This is a genomic window from Spiroplasma endosymbiont of Agriotes lineatus, assembly GCF_964019485.1.
Lineage (GTDB): Bacteria > Bacillota_I > Bacilli_A > Mycoplasmatales > Nriv7 > Nriv7.
This window is the reverse complement of sequence record NZ_OZ026448.1, coordinates 971,315-989,239: the sequence shown is the minus strand read 5'-3', so window position 1 is coordinate 989,239 and position 17,925 is coordinate 971,315. Positions and strand designations below refer to the sequence as shown.

The window sequence follows — 17,925 nt, the reverse complement described above, 5'->3', positions numbered from 1 at the left end:
TTCTTTATTTTTACTTTTACTTTTATCTTTTATCTTATTTTTATATTATAATATTGATTATAAAAACAAAATTTTTAAATTAAATACAAATATTAATTTTATCTTTAATAAGATTGTTAAATCCCTAGAAATAGAATTAATTCCCTATCCATTTTTATTAATTTTTTTATTAATATTTTTTTTTCTTTTATTTATATATGGTTGTTTTAATTTAACAATGATAAAAAAACAAGCAAAAAAATATAAATTATGATTAAAAAATGATGAAAATACTATTCCAGAATTTATATATAGTGTATATAAAAAAAGTATTATATATAAAATTATTGCTAATTGATTTTGCAGTTTTTCTTATATAGTTGGTATAATTGCATTGTCTATATTGGTATGATTACAATATCAGTATATTAATAATGAAAATATTTTTTATTTAGGTTTTTGAAAAATAGGAAAAATAAAAAATTTACAAACAGAAATAATAGTAACTAGTTCATTAATATTATTATTTTTTGCTTTGCATTGTTTTTGTTTTATTCATTTTAAAAAAAATAAAACACAAATAATAAGTTATTGAGGAACAGATATCTTATCATTAGAAGAAAAAAAATATTTAAAAAGAAAAACAAATTTAATTTGTTTTATTATAATTGCTATATTATTGACAATTACATTATTTTCTATTTATTTTATTATTAAAAAATTAAAAATGAAAAATAATAAAAAGTTATTACCTTAGTAAAAATTAAATATACCTTAAAAATAAACAGCAATTAAAATAAAGTTGCTGTTTTTTATTATGTCAAAATTATAGAAAGGAAATACAAAAATGAATGAAAAAAATACTTAGTTTGTTTGGGCGCATAAAGTTTTGTTAGGCAGGAAAAGGTTTAAATAATTTTTAATGAAAAGCAACGACAATTTAATTATCATTTTATTTGGAAAATTGGATTGGCAACCCTTTTTAGGACAATTTTTATATAGACATTTGTTTTCTAAAAGTAACTGGAGATAAATAATTTAAACTGCCATGTATTCTAAGATTATTGTATCAATTAATGTAATCAAATAATTCAAGTTCTAATTGCGCAAGATCATTGAATTTTCTACCATTAATAAATTCTGTTTTAAAAACTTTATAAGTTGCTTCAGCAACTGCGTTATCATATGGACAACCCTTCGCACTCAATGATCTTTGAATTTTAAATGTAGATAATAATTGATCAATTATATTATTTTTAAACTCATTACCTCGGTCGGTATGAAATATTTCAATTTTTGATAATGATCTAGCAATTCGCATAATAGCTTGATAAACCAACTCCGTATTTTTATTTGGTCCGCAACTATAACCAACAATCTCGCGATTATACAAATCAATTAGGAGACATACATAAAATCATTTAAAACCCACTTTTATATAAGTTAAGTCACTAACGATAATTTCATTTATTTTTCTATTATTAAAGTCTCGGTTTACAATGTTATTTACTGAATCATTATTTACTTGAATATTTTTGCATTTAAGTCTTGTTTTTGTGTACTTTGATATCAAATTATTGTTTTTCATAATTTTTCTAATTTTGCGTCTAGATAGGTTAATACTTTTATGAGCTATAATACTACTTTGATTTTTCGAGCTCCATAGACTTGGCGGCTTTCGTTAAATGCACTGATAATTTCTTGATTATAATTATTCACTATTTTCCTTGTGTATTTATTAATTTGATAATAGTAATTGGATTTTGAAATATTTAATAATTTACACATTTTTCTTATCGAATATTTTTTCTTATTGCTATTAATTATTGTTATTTTTTGGCCATTATCAGTGCGAATTGCTTTAAAATGTCATTTTCCATTTTTAAGTCTTTAAGTTCTTTTCGTAAAGTTATTATTTCATTTTCTTCTAGTTTGCGATTGTCTTTTGCTTTAAATGAACCAGAATTATTATAATTTTTAACTCAACTATAAATAGTTGGTTTTGGTAAATTATATTCTTTCCCTAAATTAATAACACTAACACTTTTGCCATTTTTGTATAGCATGACAATTTGTTTTTTAAATTCATCTGTATATGAATTTTTGCCCATTTTTATATTCCTGCTTTCTTATATAATTTTATCTTATTTTGAAAGTCCACATAAATATGGTCCAACTTATTGTAGCCTATTCATCATTAAAAATTATTTAAACCTTTTCCTACATAATAAAACTTTATGCGTCCTCCAGATATTGAATACTAATTCTAGAAAAAAAATTATCATTAAAACAGAAAAAATAAATTAACAAAATTTAACTTTGTTAAAATTATTACCAAGAAAGGTGATTTTTTATGTTAAAAATTAATAATAATGTAAAAATCGTAGAAAACAAGCGTTGATTCAGTTTATTCGCAACCCATAAAAATATGTACACCAATAAATGCGAACAACTAGCTAATGAATATGAAAAATTAGATGAAAATACTTCATATAAATATCATTATCGCTTAAAACAAGGTTATAAAGTGGTTAATTTTGCATCAAGAACAATTATTACAATTTTTGGTGAAGTTGTTTTTAAATGACGCCGATATAAATATTGAAATCAAAAATCAGGTAAATTTGAATATGTATGTTTGTTAGATAAAGAAATTGGTTTATTGCTCAAACAACGCATTTATTTTGATGTCCAATTTAAAGTTTTAAGTCTTCTGGGTGACGGCAAACGCTATCGTGATATTTTAGATGCTCTAAATCATTGTTATATTTCAAAAACTAGTATTTCAAGCATTTTAAATAAATACGATATTGCTGAATATTTTCAACTAGCAGAAAAAGAAACTAAAACTAAAATTGATATCAAAAATAAGAATTTATATATTCAACTAGATGAAAAATTTTTGGCGACATTAGATCAGAAAGTTAAACAAGACCAGAGAATTCGTTTAGTTACTTTTCATACCGGACATAAAGAAAAAAAATACAAAAATGCTCGTAGAAAATTAGAAAATAAAACGAGGTCATTTTCTAATGTTAAAAGTTGGCAAACGAATAAATACAATGGATTATCGTGATTTATTAATTAAAAAATTACAAAAATATTATGTAAATATTAATTATGACAAAATAATTATTTGTGGTGATGGCGATACTTGAATTAGAGAAATTGCCAATAGTTTTGGTAATGTTAGATATATTTTAGATGGTTATCACGCTATTAAAAAATTACAGCAAACGGCATTAATATTATTTTTGAAAATCGCAAAGTAACACTAAATAGTTGAATTAAATTATATAAGGATGGAAAATCCATCAAGAATTAATCAAAACCATTCGTAATGTTGCTAAAAATGAGTTAAATAAAGATATTAAAACAAATTTAAGAAGGGAGAGTAATTATTTTAGTAATAATAAGCAAGGTATTCATCATCAAAATTTAGAATGAAATATCGGTTGTAGCATTGAAAGTGACGTATCGCATTTAGTAAAACAACAATTAGGATATGGAGTAAAAATATATCATCATAAGAATTTGAATAAACTATTACATTTAAGAATGGCAAATTTAAACAAATTAAATGTATTACATTACATTAATGAAAGTATTAATTCAGAAATAGAAATCAGAAAAGAAATATATAAAACTTCATTATGAAATAAATATAATAATAAAAATGACAATAACAAGAAAGGTGTGGTTGGTTTAGTAATTAAATAATATAATTAATTAGCTGATTGTTTTACTTTTTCAAAGTAATACCTAAGAAAACTAAACGCAACCATTTTTAAATTTTGTGGAAAACTATTAAAAGTTCAACATTTATAAAGGAAATAAATGTGGATAACTAAGGATTTGTTAATTGTATTAAAAATATTTTAAATTTGAAAGGAAAAAATAAGTGATGTTTAAAATTAAATTAGTTAGTATAAAAAGAAAAGTATTTAAAAATAAAGATGGTTCTGTGATGTCGGGTTATTCTGTCGAATTTTTGCGTTATGAAAATTATTTATTTGAGCCTACTGGCGAACAAAAAGCCTTATGAATTGATGATAACAATCTAGAACAACAAGAAATTTATAAATTGTTAAAAGAAAATGTTAAATCATTTTTTAGTTGCGAATTAACTTTTGATAAAAATCCTAAAATAGTTAACTTGCAAAAAATTGAATTATCAAAAAATTAAAAAAACTTGTCCAGTTAATTGATAAATATTTGGTCTGCGAAGCGGTGCGGAAGGCGTATGCTCCGCCCGCTAGCGGGTTGGCCGGCGAAGCCGACTATTACTTGATTAAATAACACAACTGGTGAAAATCTAAAATGGGGGCATAAAATATGAATTTACAACCTCAAAATCCGACTGATTTTTATATGAAAACCATTTATTACGGTCAATATATTCGTAATATTATTATGCCTTCCGAATAACATTAGATTTTGCACGAATATTACTATTAAGCAGTTTTGTATCACAATTACCTTTATTTTTTAAACCCGCCAGCATTAAGGTTGTTTGTTTTGATACGTTCTAAAGGCATAATAATATTACGAATATATTGACCGTAAGTAATAAAAATAAAGAAAGTGTGATTTAAGTGATGTTATTGTTTAAAAAATAAATTTAAGATTATATGATTTTGTCGCTTTAAATCGCACTTTATTTATTATTGCGTGATTCTCTATGGTGCGATTTTGCATTATTATAATCCTCAGAGTTGACGAATGTTATTTGATATTATTTATTTATTAATTGCTTTGTATATTTTGTATACTAAAATTTCTCATTTCTTTGCTCGTTGAAGTTTTATTAATTTCTTATTAAATTCGCCTCTAAATTTAGTAATTGGTGCCTTAGGAACTGGAAAAACTGCTTTAATAGTTTTAGCTTCTTACTTATTGAGTGGTTGAAAAACAATTTCTACTTTTCCGATTACTGATAAACAAATGCTTTCATTAGGGCATATGTCTTTATTAGATTATAATTATCCGATATTAGAAGAAAAGCATTTACTGTTATGAGATGAAACCAACTTATTTTTAAAAGGAACTGACTATAAAGAAAATGATAGGGTAACTCAAGGTTTACAAGAATATTTTGCTTCGGCTCGACAATTTACCCATATCGTATTAGCAAGCGTACAACGAGCTGATCATATATGAGTTAAAGTTCGTGATATTGCGAATTCAATAATTGTTGGCATTAGAAAAAAACCGGTTAGCATTTTTCGTCCTTATTTATAATTTATTTATGGCACTTTTAAATCGGTAAGCGAATACGAACAATGACGATTAACTCTGATTAATGCTAAAAATGATAAAAAAGGTTGCAAAATCAAGTATCGTAGTATTCCGGAATTAGACATTTGTTTCTTTAAATTGAAAATTCCGATGTCAATTTTAAACCTTTATGATAATAAATATTTATCATTCTTGCGTGAATTAAGTAATCGTGCTTTGAATGATAATTATCAGCATAAATTTTGAAATGATAATGTAATGGATATTGAAGCGTTAGAATATTTAAAAATGGAAAAATTCATTAAGATACTTTACTTACTAAGTTAAAAAATAATCTGAAGAAGAAAAACAAGTAAAGGAGTTTAAAAAATGGAAAACTTAGAAAAAATTGCTAGTTTAATTGGCGATATGTTTTATAAAGTTTTTGATTTAATTTGAACTTTAACCACTCCGGGGACAGATATTCGTATTATTATTTTTCCGCTAATTACGCTTGTGATAAATCTTGTAATTGGTGATATTTTAGGAATTCATATGGAACGACCAAAAGTTGGTTTTCGTGAAAAATACCAAAAATCAGTTGCTAATTAAGAAACTAAGAAACAATCATCTAGCGGAGGCGAATAAATTTTTGTTAGGCGGGGGAAAGGTTTAAATAATTTTTAATGAGAAGCAACGACAATTTAATTATCATTTTATTTAAAAAATAAGTAACAAAACAAAATATTTAATATTAACAAAAAAAATCTCAATAAAAGGTTATAAAAACTAAGCAAAATACTTATAAAAAAACATTAAAATAAGTTTTTACAAAAGAAATCACACATAAGAAATATATGCTTAATTTGCATGTTGAAATAATTTATAGTAAATGATTATTTTTTCTTTTTTAAAAAATACCTAAGAAAACTAAACGCGACCATCTAGTGGTCCAATTAAGAAATTTAGTGATAATAATCCTAAAAATAGACCATGAGTTAACCAACATGGACGGCGAATAAAAAGGTAAATTTTTAAAATGTTTAAATTAATAATTTTATTTATTTTTGTTTCTGTTTTTTCTATTTTTGCTTTAAATGACTTTTTAGGTTTGTGAGCATATGTGTGTGATGGTTTAAAATATTTTAATAAAGTTCTATCAATTAATATTAAAATTTTAGATTTGTTTAAACCAATGATAAGGTTATTTTTCCAACATCCGATTTTTCAAATTTTAGGAACTCTTTGTATTTTATCAACAATATATTTAATTTTAAGGAGTTAAAAAATGAAAAAATTAAAGAAAATATTAGGTATTAAATGATTTAAAAGCGTTTTAGGTTTTATACATTTTTTTATTATACTTCATAGTGTTATTATTATAATTTGAATATTTTTAACGGTCCTTCAAATTAAAGGGGATAAATTTTTTAAAGATTTTATACCATTAAATTTTCAAAGTGTATTTTTTAATGTTTATATTTGATTATTAATTATTTATTTCTTAATAACTGGTATTAAGTTAATTATTAGGAGTTATTACTTTAATAAAATTTTTAGAAAGCATCAAATGCAAGTTGTTAATTGTGAATGTCCACAACATAATCAATATAAATTTTCTGATGCTTTTAAAGCGATAAAAAAGAATTTTAAGGCGTGATGAGATGGATAAAATTATTTCTTGATTTATTATTTTATAGTGTTTATTGGTTTGGTGCCGTTGGGGGCGTTCTTTGATACAAAACAACCACTAAAACCTAATATGGAGCATTTCCTCTTTATGAAACGACAAGAACGGGCCATAAATCCTAGTCAATGTGGTGAAAGTTGTGAATTAAAGTTTTCCAAGATTGGTAAAATTTCTTGAGTAATTAGCGGTTGTGGCCGGGGTTCGGGGTTCATATCATTTAGAAATTGATGCTACTGATTTGAAGTTTTCTAGTGACTTTGATATTCAAATAGATAATAGCGATTTTGTCCAAAGGCCGGCCCTTCAATTATTTGTTGACAAAGATAGTGCTGGTTATAATCAAATTAATAACTTTTATCGTTCTAATGGTTCTTATAAGTTCAAGCCTTTTAAAGAATTTTATTTTATTGATAATTTAATTAATTTTAAAGTATTTCTTAATAAGAAAGTTCCACAAGGCCTTAACACGAAAGTGTTTCATATCGCTTCATTCTCAGCGGAAGTGCCTAATAAAAAAAATTAGTAATTTAATAAATATTCTTGAAAATCGTATTAAAAAATACGATTTTCTTAATTTAAGGAGTTTAAAAAAATGAAATATATTATTTTTCAAGCTGATTTAGCAGATTTAAAATCAAAAACCCAAAGCTGATTAAATGCTAATTGTCGTAATCCTTATTACTTACTATAAAACTAAAAAACGCATTACTGTCTATTTAAATTTATGTACTTATTTTTATATTGAAGAAACTACTTTAACAAAACTTATTAAAAAATATTTTAAGAATGCAACGAAAACTTTTTATCGTTGGGCACAAAAAATTGTGACCGCTTATTATTCTGACAATTTAGATTTGTTATTGTTTAAAACTACAAAACCACAAAATCTTAATTATTAATATAGTTTAAATTCTCACGAAAAAGTATGTGATTTATATTTTGATTACAAAAATCTTCAAGCTGGCGGGATGTGGTCTTTATTTAACAATTTAAAAATTAGTTTTCACGATGTTAAAAATTCAGAAGTTCCTAAAAATATCAAAACTTTTTATCGTTAAATTAAATCTGACCCTCGTTGAAAAGAATTAAAATAACAAATCAAACAAACTAAACGCCTTTTAAGCGTTATGAAGATGAAGTATCTGATATCGGTCTTTTAAAAATAGATACTAAAATCATTACCACATCAAATTTTCCGGTTGATAAAAAATATTATATTTATGATTTCATTGACGAAATAACACGGATATTATTTGGTTATGTTTATGATGGCTCAGGAACTAACAATGCGATTAATGCCTTGCAAAGAGCAATGAAAGATTTTGGCGAATTTGGCACAACAATTAAACGCCTTCGTACTGATAAATGCTCCTGAATTTACTACTAATAATTGAAGTAATAAAAATGAATATAAGATAAAAGAAAGGCCTTTTACAACCCTTCTTTCAAAAAACGGAATCATTCACGAGATGACGCCAATTAGCCCGCCTCAATCCAATGGGAAAATTGAACCATTCCATCAATATTGTACCAAATTATTTTATGCTAAAGATAAAAAACTAAATCAAAATGAACTCCAACACTTCTTAAATCAATATTATTATTTTTACAACTTTCAACGCTGTCATTCAGCATTACAAAATAAATCACCATTTCAAACATTACAAAAATTGATAAATTAATTTTCCCTTAATTTATTTTCCTTATATTTTTTCTAAAATTGGAAGGATAATAATTATATTTTTGTAATGAATTATATTCATTTTATCTTTTGTTAAAACTAAAAGATCAATTTTAATGTCCTTTTTTTCTTTTAAATTTATATTATTTTCATTTAAAAAGACATCCTTAAAAACAAAACTTATATGATTTTCATTTATTGAATTACTAATTTCTTTAATTTTTTTTGTAATTTCTGGTAGTAATATTTTAGTTAATTCTTTTTGAGTAACATTAGATGGATTTTTTACAAATATGTTATTTATCTTAATTTTATTATCAGTTAATGACTCATTAGTTGGTTTTGGTTGTTCTATTGGTTTTGGTTGTTCTATTGGTTTTGGTTGTTCTATTGGTTTTGGTTGTTCTATTGGTTTTGGTTGTTCTATTGGTTTTGGTTGTTCTATTGGTTTTGGTTGTTCTATTGGTTTTGGTTGTTCTATTGGTTTTGGTTGTTCTATTGGTTTTGGTTGTTCTATTGGTTTTGGTTGTTCTATTGGTTTTGGTTGTTCTATTGGTTTTGGTTGTTCTATTGGTTTTGGTTGTTCTATTGGTTTTGGTTGTTCTATTGGTTTTGGTTGTTCTATTGGTTTTGTTAATTTATTACTACAAGAAATAATTAAACTTGTTCCCATTACTATAAAATTAGTCATTCCTAAAATTGATAATAATTTTTTCATATCTTAAATAGTTCTTTTGTAAGTTAAAAACCAACAATTCCTGAACCAATAATTAATATTTTTTTCACCTTAACATTCCTTCTTTCCTTACTAATTAATTTAATATTTTAAAAACATTTTTATTTTAATATAAAATAAAGTGAAAAATTCTTTTTTTTACTAGACATTATTACATAATAAAATTTAATCATTATTAATTTATCATTTTAAGATTTTTAATTTTTTAATTAAGCATTTGATTTAAATATCGCGGTAGCAATAATGTTCTATATTCTTAACCAACCACTTTTATTTAAATAAATTCCTTTCTAAGACATAAAAAAATGCAACTAAAAAAGTTACATTAATTTTGATTTTCTTACATTTAAGAAATTTAATTCTAAACTATCTTTAAAATTAAATTAAAAATCTTTATCCTTTTTTAATATTTTTCTTGATTATGCAAAACATCTGTGGTATATGAAAATTTCATGTAGAAACCACAGATGTTTTGCACATTTGGTTTTTATAAATTATTTGAAGTGGATAGGTTACAATAAGTTGGACCATATTTATGTGGACTTTCAAAATAAGATAAAATTATCAAGAAAGTAGGAATATAAAAATGGGCAAAAATTCATATACAGGGTTGTGTTTATTTTTCTTAGGTATTTTTAAAAAAAGAAAAAATAATCATTTAATATAAATTATTTCAATATGCAAATTAAGTATATATTTCTTATGTATGATTTTTGTTATAAAAAATTATTTTAATGTTATTTTTATAAGCTTTTTCCTTAGTTTTTATAATCTTTTATTGAGATTATGTTTGTTGATATTAAATATTTTGTTTTATTATTTATTTTCCAAATAAAATGGTAATTAAATTGTCGTTGCTTGTCATTAAAAATTATTTAAACCTTTTCCTGCCTAACAAAACTTTATGCGTCTTTATCATGATTTTATTTAATTATAAATAGCAGATTTTGAAATACCATATTCATTAATAATTTCAATAATGCTTTTCCCGTTTTGATAAATCATGATAATTTGTTTTTTAAATTCATCTGTATATGGGACGCATAAAGTTTTGTTAGGTAGGTAAAAGATTTGAATAAGTATTAAGACAGTCAGTAATGATTGTCTTTTTATTTTATAAGGTGTTAAAAATTTGTTCTTTGAAAATTAAATACAAGTTAGTTAATAATGTTGGTATGTATTAAAGCATGATAAATTGTGGATGGTCGCCATAACCAAAAGAAATTTACCAGTTAATAAATAGATAACACCCTATTCTATTAGCTATAGCAATTTGTTTCGTTTTGCAATAAAAAAATGAATGGGTGGATTTCCTAAAAATATACACGCTATTAAATTAGTTCCAAGGGCAGGATGCAGACATTAAAGTGTAGAAATTTCTATATAGGAAGATACTAAGTTTAAAATTATTAAAATCTTTATCTAATTTTAAAAAAACAAAATTTAATAACAAAGCTTGTTAAACACTTAAATCTGCGATATATAAGTATTTAAAAAACTAAGTTAATTAACAAATTAGTTAATCATAACTTAGTTTATTTATAAGAAAGGTAATTTATTATGAAAAACATTGAAAACATTTTCTTAAATACTAAAAAATATCTCTTAAAAGAAACACAAAACGCAATGTTTATTAAAGCACCAAAAATTCCGTGATTTAATGAACAAATCGGTATTTGGTTTCCAAAGCGATTTGTTTATAAAGGAAAATATGAAAATTCTATTTGCATCGGAATAATAAAAGATAATAAATATCAAGTAATTTCAATTAATCAAAAAGAAAATGAAACCAAATTAATTAAGGGACAAGAATTATTAAGCTTCTTCATTGCCGGAAAAGAAAACAACAAAAAAGATATAAATTATAACTATTTTAAATGAGTTTAAAAATGAATATTGCGGTTGGAATAATATTTACTATTATTTGCATAATGTTATTGGCATATTTTGCTTATAAAATTTATGTCAAAATAAAAATGCGAATTAAATATAAAAACGCCATTAAAAATAATACTGGTAATTTCACAAAAGATGAAAAGGTATTTATTGCTCGCTTTGAAGAATGGATTAAAGGTCCTAATTTAAAAAAAATAACGAGGACAAAAAATAATGTTTTGAAAAATTATTATGAAATTTTTAGAGCTGTTTGTTTCGATAGAAAAAATGCCTGCACAAGTCGCGTTTATTGCCGGGTTAATTGTTATCATTACTTTTCTTTTCGCCTTAATTTCAATTATGTATTTATCAATAAAAATGATTTTTGGGCGATAAAAAATGACAGTAAATTTAAAAGAATTTAATTGAGAACAAATTAAACAAAATTTCTGAGATTTATTTATTCGAATTACAACTATTCCGGATCATATTAGTGGTGGTAAAGAAATTGATTTAACCAAAGCACCACTTTGACTTTTAATAGCAAACATTGCTTTTTGATTTTTAACCGCGATTATGGTGTGATTTATTCTAATGCTACTTTGAAAAACCATATTAGTCATTATCATTATTTAGATAAGGAAAAAACACAATCGTGTTAAGGTTAATCGTGTTTTAACAAATTTAAGAAAAACTTTGAATATAAATGACGAATGCTTTAAAAAGAAAAAAAGGGGGGGTGATTATATGTTTGGAACTTTCTTAACAGAAGCACCAGCAGTAACAAAGATAATAGAACAGCTGGTGACGCGATGACTAAATTGTGAAACGCAATTATAACGGCGTTTACTAAAATGTGAGAAATTATTGCTGTTAATATGCCACAAGTCGGTAACTTCTTTGCTGACTACTGAATATTCATTTTTCCATTTATTTTGGCAATATTCTTTATTTGCTTTAAAATGTTTGAAAAATTACTTGGCGCAATCCGCTAATAAAAAAATAAAGTGAGGTGCAAGATGAAATTTTGCAAATGAATAATAGAAAAAAATAACCATTTTATTGAATTAAATCGCACCTCATTTTTAATTTTGTGACATTGAAGAGCAATTTGATATATTTACAACGGTTATTTTAAAAACATTGTGAGCTATTTATTTTTAGCAGGTTGTATTTTAATTTTCCTTTTTAAAATCAGTAATTTAACACAAATTAACAAAGTTATTAATTTCTTAAAAAATTCACCATTAAATATTGTGATTGGTTCATTATGAACTGAAAAAAACCACCTTTCTAGTATACGCATCAAAACTACTAAAAAAGAAGAAATATCACATTGCATCAACCTTTCCATTACTAGAAACCCAAAAATTAAGTTTAGGGCATATAGAATTATTAGACTTTGATTGCCTGGTATTGCCAGACAAGATCTTACTTCTATGAGATGAAACCAATTTATTTTTAGAAGGAACTGATTGAGAAAAAAATAATACCAAAAACGAAGAAACTGGTATTCAATAATATTTCGCTCTGGCACGACATTTCGGTCATATTGTGTTAGCTGGCGGTCAAAGAGATAAACATATTTAAGTTAAAGTTCGTAATATTGCCAATAATGTGATTGTGGGAATTCGTAAAAAACCCGTTAATATTTTTCGTCCCTACTTAAAAGTCATCTACGGTACCTTTACGAGCATTGAAGAATATGAACGCTGACGAAACACCTTAATTGATGCTAAAAATAGCAAAAAGGGTCGTCGCATTAAATATCGTGATATTACTGAACTTGATATTTATTTTTTTAAACTAAAAATTTCCCTACCAATACCCAACACTTACAATTTTTTTTATTTAGCGTTTTTAAGAGATTACTTAAATTCAAAAGTAAATCCTGACTATGAAGATAAATACTATACTGACACCGCAATTGATTTAGAAGACTTAGAATACTTAAAAATGGATAAATTTAGCAAATTTTTAAGAAAAATGAAAGAAAAGGAACGATAAAAAATGGCAAATCTCGCAAAAATGGCCGACTTTCTCTTTCTCGCCCAAATGCTTTATAAAGTTTTTGACTTAATTTGAAGTTTAGAAGTGCCGGGAACAAAAATTCAACTAATATTTCCTCTATTCTTAACGTTGGCTGCAGAATTTCTTGTGGCAATTATTCTTGGATTTGGTAGTCAACAAGTTAATTTAGAAAAACAACGCCAATATGCGATTAAAAATAAAGGACGGTTAAGTGCGTGAGGAAAAACTAAAAAACAAATAAAACCAATAAAAACAAAACAAGGTAACTAACAATGTTTAAACTAATTATTATTTTTATCTTAATAACTGTTCTTGGACTATTGGCTGGTAGTCATTTTGAAACTTTAACAAACTATATTAGCGAAAGGCTTGCCAATTTCTAAAAATTTATTACTAGCAATTTAACAATTTTAGAATTATTTAAACCAATGGCACTAACATTTTCGTAACACCCAATCTTTACCATTCTTGGTGTCACTTATGTACTTATTGCTTTATTTATTGTGATTAAAGGACGATAAAAATATGAAAGGAGAATAAAAATGAAAAAACTTTTAGCAAAATTATTTAAAAAAGATAATTCAAAAGAAAAACTGCCATTAAAATTAAGAATTAAAATTTCTTTTAAAAAGCAGTGGTTAAAAATAGTATTAAGTATCATTTTCATCTTTATAAGTTTATTAATTTGTGCATTAACAGTAATTGATACTAAATGAATAACCGGAACAAGTGATGAATTTAATAATTTTATGAATAAAGAAATGGTTAAATTCTTTGGCAAGTTCAATAGTGGTATTATGCTCACAGGAATATTTGTTTTTTGATGAGGCGGAGCAATATATTTTGCAATTAAATTTGAAAAGTTCATCCTCTTTATTATTCAGAAAATTAAAGCAAAAAGAGTTTTAAAAAATTAGACTAAACAAATTCATTAATTCTTTAAAAAAATATTGATGGAGAATTTTACCTTACATTTTTATGATTACTATCTTTTTCATTCCATTTTTAAAATTGGAAATTAATGATTTGAAATTATTATATGAAAAATTTGAAGCATTAATTTCACTTATGATACTAGGGTATTTAGATATATGATGCATGACAATAACTGTAATTATAAATTGTGGTATTAAGTGACTTATTAAAAAAATTAAAGAAAAAAGAACAGTGAAAAATAAAATATTTTAAAAAGGAGTGATAAAAATGTTTATGAAAATATTTATCGTGTTAATTATTTATTGGTTTCAATAACATTTTTACCATTCCTCAAAACATCAATAATGACAAATCAACAGCACAATCACTAATTAAAAGTAAAAGGCAAAATAATGAATCATATGAATTAAACTTAAAAAAATCAAAATTAACACTTAAATCATCAAAAGATGACAACAGCAAGTGAAATCAAAAATGAGAAATAAAAATTAATGTAAAAAATGAATTTATGCCCAAAAACTTGCCTTCACGAACGAAACTTAATGATTAAGAATTTTATGTTGACAAAAATGACAAGATTACACTGCCAATATTAAAATCATTAGAATATGATTTAAATTGAGAAAAAAACAGTGAACCAAGATATTGAGAAAATAAAGATTTTTTATTATATCAAAATAAAAAATTAAAAAGCATAAAAATGAAAGTATAAGAATGAGATAAAAATGAAAGATATGCCAAATGAAAAATATTAGAATTTAACGCACAATCAGAAATTAAACCCTCGACTGATATTGATTTACCAGAAAAAACCACCAAATTTGATGGCAACCATAACTATAACGATGTTGTTGATAATCTTAATTACTTAATGATTCACCGTGATGATTTTGATAAATTTAATTACTCGTATCTCTCTCTATTGAACGCCCGTATTTAATTTCATTGACACCCTACCCTAGAAAAAGGTTATTACAAAGAATTTGCGATTAAAAATCACGGCTTTAAAGACGAGAGCTATTTTTATCATAAAACTTCTGGTAGTGATAAAAATGTAGTAAATGAGAATGTTTTGAAAATTAAGGCATTTAACAAAACTCTAATTGCTGGAAATAAGTATTTACAATTACTACACGGTAAAAAGGAAATCTGAAAATATAGCGCTTGCGCTGCGAATTCTAATGATTATTACCTAATTAAATATCTTTTTGGTACCTTAAATTACCTCAATGTTAGATTTAGTTTTCTACGCTATGATCCCGATTTAAAAAATGATATTTACCTATATTTTAAAAACAACATTCCTAGTATTAACAATAGCGATTGCAAAAATGTTTTTGATGAAATCTATGAAATTCTTGGCAATTTCTTCGCTAGTTTATTTTATGCGACTTTTGATATGGACGAAAAAACTCATACCGAAATTGATTTTAAGGGTGTAGAAAACTATAAGAAGGATTACTTTATTCAAATCGGTTTCTTTTGTCGTTCATTAATTATCTTTTATCCCAAAAAATACTTAGTAAATATTATAGGAAACTCAGAATTATTACTAAGAAGTTATTTCTTTACTTTTGACAAAAAAATGCACCAAGAGAATTACAATGTTATTAACAACACCAATGGCATTTATCAAATTGATTTTAATGTCCTTAAATCTTACGACAATAAACTGATTACCTTGCCAACCAGCAAGACGGCTAACAGTATCAATTATCTCAATACCGATATTGATATTCGTTATGGTATTAATATTTTTACTTTAACCTTTCCGCTTTATCACAAAGGTAATATCTCTAATTACAATTTTAAAATTTATGATTTTAATGTCTTAAATTCCACAGCCTTTATTCCTGATGGTTCCACCAATTCAGAATGGGATGACCTAATTCCACCACCAAATTGCAAATATTCCGGACGATGAATACCAACCTTCAATGACATTGGTTGTGTTGTGCCATTCAAAATGCTGGTATTAAAATGCTAAACTAAACGCTGACAGCGTCACAAATCATTACAATTTTACGCCCGTTAGCAATTATTGCAAAAGCAACAGTTAACTTTTCAACCGCCATTTTTCCAGTTTTTAAAACGGTGCCAGCTTTTTACTATATCTTTCAATTTTTAATCGGTTTTGCCATTTTTCTAATGATATTAAGAATTTTTGTATAATTATATATATATTGAAAAAACAAAATTAAGGAGTTAAATTTATGAAAATTTTAAATATAATAGCTCTTTGGGGGCTGACAACATTGTCAATACAATAGTTGGGGTGTTCTAAAAAAGAAAATAAACCAATATTACAAATTAAGAATGAATCATACGAATTAAACTTAAAAAAATCAAAATTAACACTTAAATCATCAAAAGATGACAACAGCAAGTGAAATCAAAAATGAGAAATAAAATTTAATGTAGAAAATGAATTTATGCCCAAAAAATTGCCCCCACGAATGAAACTTAATGATTTAGAATTTTATGTTGATAAAAATGACAAGATTACACTACCAATATTAAAATCATTAGAATATGATTTAAATTGAGAAAAAAACAGTGAACCAAGATATTGAGAAAATAAAGATTTTTTATCATATCAAAATAAAAAATTAAAAAACATAAAAATGAAAGTACAAGAATGAGATAAAAATGAAAGATATGCCAAATGAAAAATATTAGAATTTAAAACTGAATTTAAAAATAATTAAAATAATTAAACTGTTAAAATCGCTACCCCAAAATGTAGCTTTATATGAAGATACTGCTCTTAAACAACTTTTTCATTTTTTCTATTTTGACAAAATAAAAACTAGTAATTAACTAAAATTACTGGTTGGAATATTTTTCTTATTTTTACAAGTTGTTAACAGACCAATTATTTGTAATAAATTTAATATTTTTTATTAAATTGGAAGAAAATTAAAAATTGGCCGGGGATCGCTTTCGCTTGTTCTTGATATTATTGCTTTTCCATTAAAAGTTACACTATTATCTTTATTAATAGTAATTTCGTTGGGCAATAAACTATGTTTTTGTAATATTTGCATTGTTTCTTTAATTAATAATGTAATTGTTTGTTCTCCATTGTTATCATCAATTATTTTGGCAGTAATTGTTCCGTTAATTTTTTGTTTTAAATTTAAATTAGCTTTAATCACAAGTAGTCTGACTACATATTCGGCTGTGAGGCGTTGTTTTTTTCCCACAGATAACTCTTGTTCTGGTGAATGCAACAAATCGCGATTTAAAATTAATTCTTGCTCTTGTTTATTTATGTTTGACAAATCAAAATCCTTTGATAATGTATTTTTAATTTCAGAAGCTTTTTTATTTCAACTTGTAAAATCGGTTAATATCATTTCATCATCAATATTTAAATTTCATCCCTTAGCTATATTTTTTGAGTCATTTATCTTTAATCCTGTGGTAATTTGAAATAAATATTTTGCCTTGGTTTCATAACTACATGATGTTATTTTAATTTTTTGTATATTTAAAGAGATATTAGGAAAATTAACTGGTTCAAAACAAACAGCTTTTTCATCGATTGATTTTAACGAATCTGAAGCACTGGTTATTTCAATCGTAGAAAACATTAAGTTATCAATATTAATATCTTTTATTTCTTTAAAAATTAAATTTTGTTTTTCATCTCGAAACTTAAAAAATATTACTTTTTTAATCAACTTATTTAAATTAACTTTTTTATTTGGTTTATTATTTGTTTTATAATTAATTTTTATTTCATTAAAATATTTGTTACTATCTTTCTTTGTTTTA

The 17,925-nt window shown here is 24.7% G+C and carries 24 protein-coding genes and 1 pseudogene; 22 read left to right on the top strand and 3 right to left on the bottom strand.

The window, feature by feature from the left end:
* Positions 1-382: 382 nt before the first annotated feature.
* The gene (locus tag AACK93_RS06445; protein ID WP_339024218.1) at positions 383-736 is read left to right on the top strand and encodes a hypothetical protein; all 354 of its coding nucleotides are present in this window, start codon (positions 383-385) and stop codon (positions 734-736) included.
* A gap of 237 nt (positions 737-973) precedes the next feature.
* Here the strand turns inward: AACK93_RS06445 and AACK93_RS06440 are convergent.
* Positions 974-2,090: pseudogene (locus AACK93_RS06440) on the bottom strand (IS3 family transposase).
* Positions 2,091-2,332: 242 nt separating this feature from the next.
* On the opposite strand from AACK93_RS06440, the gene AACK93_RS06435 reads away from it, so the two are divergent.
* From AACK93_RS06435 to AACK93_RS06385, 11 genes are all read left to right on the top strand, one after another.
* On the top strand, positions 2,333-3,067 hold the full coding sequence (locus AACK93_RS06435; RefSeq protein ID WP_339024217.1) for a UPF0236 family transposase-like protein: 735 nt from the start codon (positions 2,333-2,335) through the stop codon (positions 3,065-3,067).
* Positions 3,012-3,251, top strand: a complete 240-nt coding sequence (locus tag AACK93_RS06430) for a UPF0236 family transposase-like protein (RefSeq protein WP_339024216.1) — start codon at positions 3,012-3,014, stop codon at positions 3,249-3,251. Before AACK93_RS06435 ends, AACK93_RS06430 begins: the two co-directional genes overlap by 56 nt.
* Positions 3,252-3,513: 262 nt before the next feature.
* Entirely contained in the window at positions 3,514-3,699 is a 186-nt protein-coding gene (locus tag AACK93_RS06425) for a hypothetical protein (RefSeq protein ID WP_339024215.1), read from the top strand.
* A 184-nt stretch (positions 3,700-3,883) separates the two neighbouring features.
* Positions 3,884-4,165, top strand: a complete 282-nt coding sequence (locus tag AACK93_RS06420; RefSeq protein WP_339024214.1) for a hypothetical protein — start codon at positions 3,884-3,886, stop codon at positions 4,163-4,165.
* Between the two features lie 536 nt (positions 4,166-4,701).
* Positions 4,702-5,220, top strand: coding sequence for a hypothetical protein (locus AACK93_RS06415; protein ID WP_339024213.1), 519 nt, complete (start codon positions 4,702-4,704; stop codon positions 5,218-5,220).
* A gap of 147 nt (positions 5,221-5,367) precedes the next feature.
* Positions 5,368-5,544: a hypothetical protein gene (locus AACK93_RS06410; RefSeq protein ID WP_339024212.1), complete on the top strand. Its 177-nt coding sequence runs from the start codon at positions 5,368-5,370 to the stop codon at positions 5,542-5,544.
* Positions 5,545-5,586: 42 nt separating this feature from the next.
* Complete coding sequence (locus AACK93_RS06405; RefSeq protein WP_339024211.1) at positions 5,587-5,808, top strand: hypothetical protein; 222 nt, start codon at positions 5,587-5,589, stop codon at positions 5,806-5,808.
* Between the two features lie 427 nt (positions 5,809-6,235).
* Positions 6,236-6,481 carry a hypothetical protein gene (locus AACK93_RS06400; RefSeq protein ID WP_339024210.1) on the top strand — a complete coding sequence of 82 codons (246 nt, stop codon included), beginning with the start codon at positions 6,236-6,238 and terminating at the stop codon, positions 6,479-6,481.
* A 3-nt stretch (positions 6,482-6,484) separates the two neighbouring features.
* Complete coding sequence (locus AACK93_RS06395) at positions 6,485-6,868, top strand: hypothetical protein (protein WP_339024209.1); 384 nt, start codon at positions 6,485-6,487, stop codon at positions 6,866-6,868.
* A 208-nt stretch (positions 6,869-7,076) separates the two neighbouring features.
* Positions 7,077-7,409 (top strand): hypothetical protein, encoded by a 333-nt coding sequence (locus AACK93_RS06390; RefSeq protein WP_339024208.1) that lies wholly within the window; start codon positions 7,077-7,079, stop codon positions 7,407-7,409.
* Between the two features lie 772 nt (positions 7,410-8,181).
* On the top strand, positions 8,182-8,568 hold the full coding sequence (locus AACK93_RS06385) for an integrase core domain-containing protein (RefSeq protein WP_339024207.1): 387 nt from the start codon (positions 8,182-8,184) through the stop codon (positions 8,566-8,568).
* A gap of 21 nt (positions 8,569-8,589) precedes the next feature.
* Here AACK93_RS06385 and AACK93_RS06380 read toward each other — a convergent pair whose 3' ends face one another.
* Positions 8,590-9,285, bottom strand: a complete 696-nt coding sequence (locus AACK93_RS06380; protein ID WP_339024206.1) for a hypothetical protein — start codon at positions 9,283-9,285, stop codon at positions 8,590-8,592.
* Positions 9,286-10,863: 1,578 nt separating this feature from the next.
* On the opposite strand from AACK93_RS06380, the gene AACK93_RS06375 reads away from it, so the two are divergent.
* The 10 genes from AACK93_RS06375 to AACK93_RS06330 all read left to right on the top strand — a co-directional run bounded on the left by AACK93_RS06375 (position 10,864) and on the right by AACK93_RS06330 (position 16,853).
* The gene (locus tag AACK93_RS06375) at positions 10,864-11,190 is read left to right on the top strand and encodes a hypothetical protein (RefSeq protein WP_339024205.1); all 327 of its coding nucleotides are present in this window, start codon (positions 10,864-10,866) and stop codon (positions 11,188-11,190) included.
* 2 nt (positions 11,191-11,192) lie between these two features.
* Positions 11,193-11,603: a hypothetical protein gene (locus AACK93_RS06370; RefSeq protein ID WP_339024204.1), complete on the top strand. Its 411-nt coding sequence runs from the start codon at positions 11,193-11,195 to the stop codon at positions 11,601-11,603.
* The gene (locus tag AACK93_RS06365; protein ID WP_339024203.1) at positions 11,578-11,814 is read left to right on the top strand and encodes a hypothetical protein; all 237 of its coding nucleotides are present in this window, start codon (positions 11,578-11,580) and stop codon (positions 11,812-11,814) included. Before AACK93_RS06370 ends, AACK93_RS06365 begins: the two co-directional genes overlap by 26 nt.
* A 176-nt stretch (positions 11,815-11,990) precedes the next feature.
* A complete protein-coding gene (locus AACK93_RS06360; protein WP_339024202.1) occupies positions 11,991-12,173 on the top strand; it encodes a hypothetical protein in 183 nt (60 codons plus the stop codon).
* Between the two features lie 24 nt (positions 12,174-12,197).
* Complete coding sequence (locus AACK93_RS06355) at positions 12,198-12,668, top strand: hypothetical protein (protein WP_339024201.1); 471 nt, start codon at positions 12,198-12,200, stop codon at positions 12,666-12,668.
* A gap of 133 nt (positions 12,669-12,801) precedes the next feature.
* A complete protein-coding gene (locus AACK93_RS06350; RefSeq protein ID WP_339024200.1) occupies positions 12,802-13,185 on the top strand; it encodes a hypothetical protein in 384 nt (127 codons plus the stop codon).
* A 3-nt stretch (positions 13,186-13,188) separates the two neighbouring features.
* The gene (locus AACK93_RS06345; RefSeq protein ID WP_339024199.1) at positions 13,189-13,479 is read left to right on the top strand and encodes a hypothetical protein; all 291 of its coding nucleotides are present in this window, start codon (positions 13,189-13,191) and stop codon (positions 13,477-13,479) included.
* Positions 13,480-13,751: 272 nt separating this feature from the next.
* On the top strand, positions 13,752-14,126 hold the full coding sequence (locus AACK93_RS06340) for a hypothetical protein (protein WP_339024198.1): 375 nt from the start codon (positions 13,752-13,754) through the stop codon (positions 14,124-14,126).
* A gap of 1,091 nt (positions 14,127-15,217) precedes the next feature.
* Positions 15,218-16,132, top strand: coding sequence for a hypothetical protein (locus tag AACK93_RS06335; protein WP_339024197.1), 915 nt, complete (start codon positions 15,218-15,220; stop codon positions 16,130-16,132).
* Between the two features lie 283 nt (positions 16,133-16,415).
* Positions 16,416-16,853 carry a hypothetical protein gene (locus tag AACK93_RS06330; RefSeq protein ID WP_339024196.1) on the top strand — a complete coding sequence of 146 codons (438 nt, stop codon included), beginning with the start codon at positions 16,416-16,418 and terminating at the stop codon, positions 16,851-16,853.
* Between the two features lie 195 nt (positions 16,854-17,048).
* Here AACK93_RS06330 and AACK93_RS06325 read toward each other — a convergent pair whose 3' ends face one another.
* The gene (locus AACK93_RS06325) at positions 17,049-17,831 is read right to left on the bottom strand and encodes a hypothetical protein (RefSeq protein ID WP_339024195.1); all 783 of its coding nucleotides are present in this window, start codon (positions 17,829-17,831) and stop codon (positions 17,049-17,051) included.
* Between the last annotated feature and the right edge of the window lie 94 nt (positions 17,832-17,925).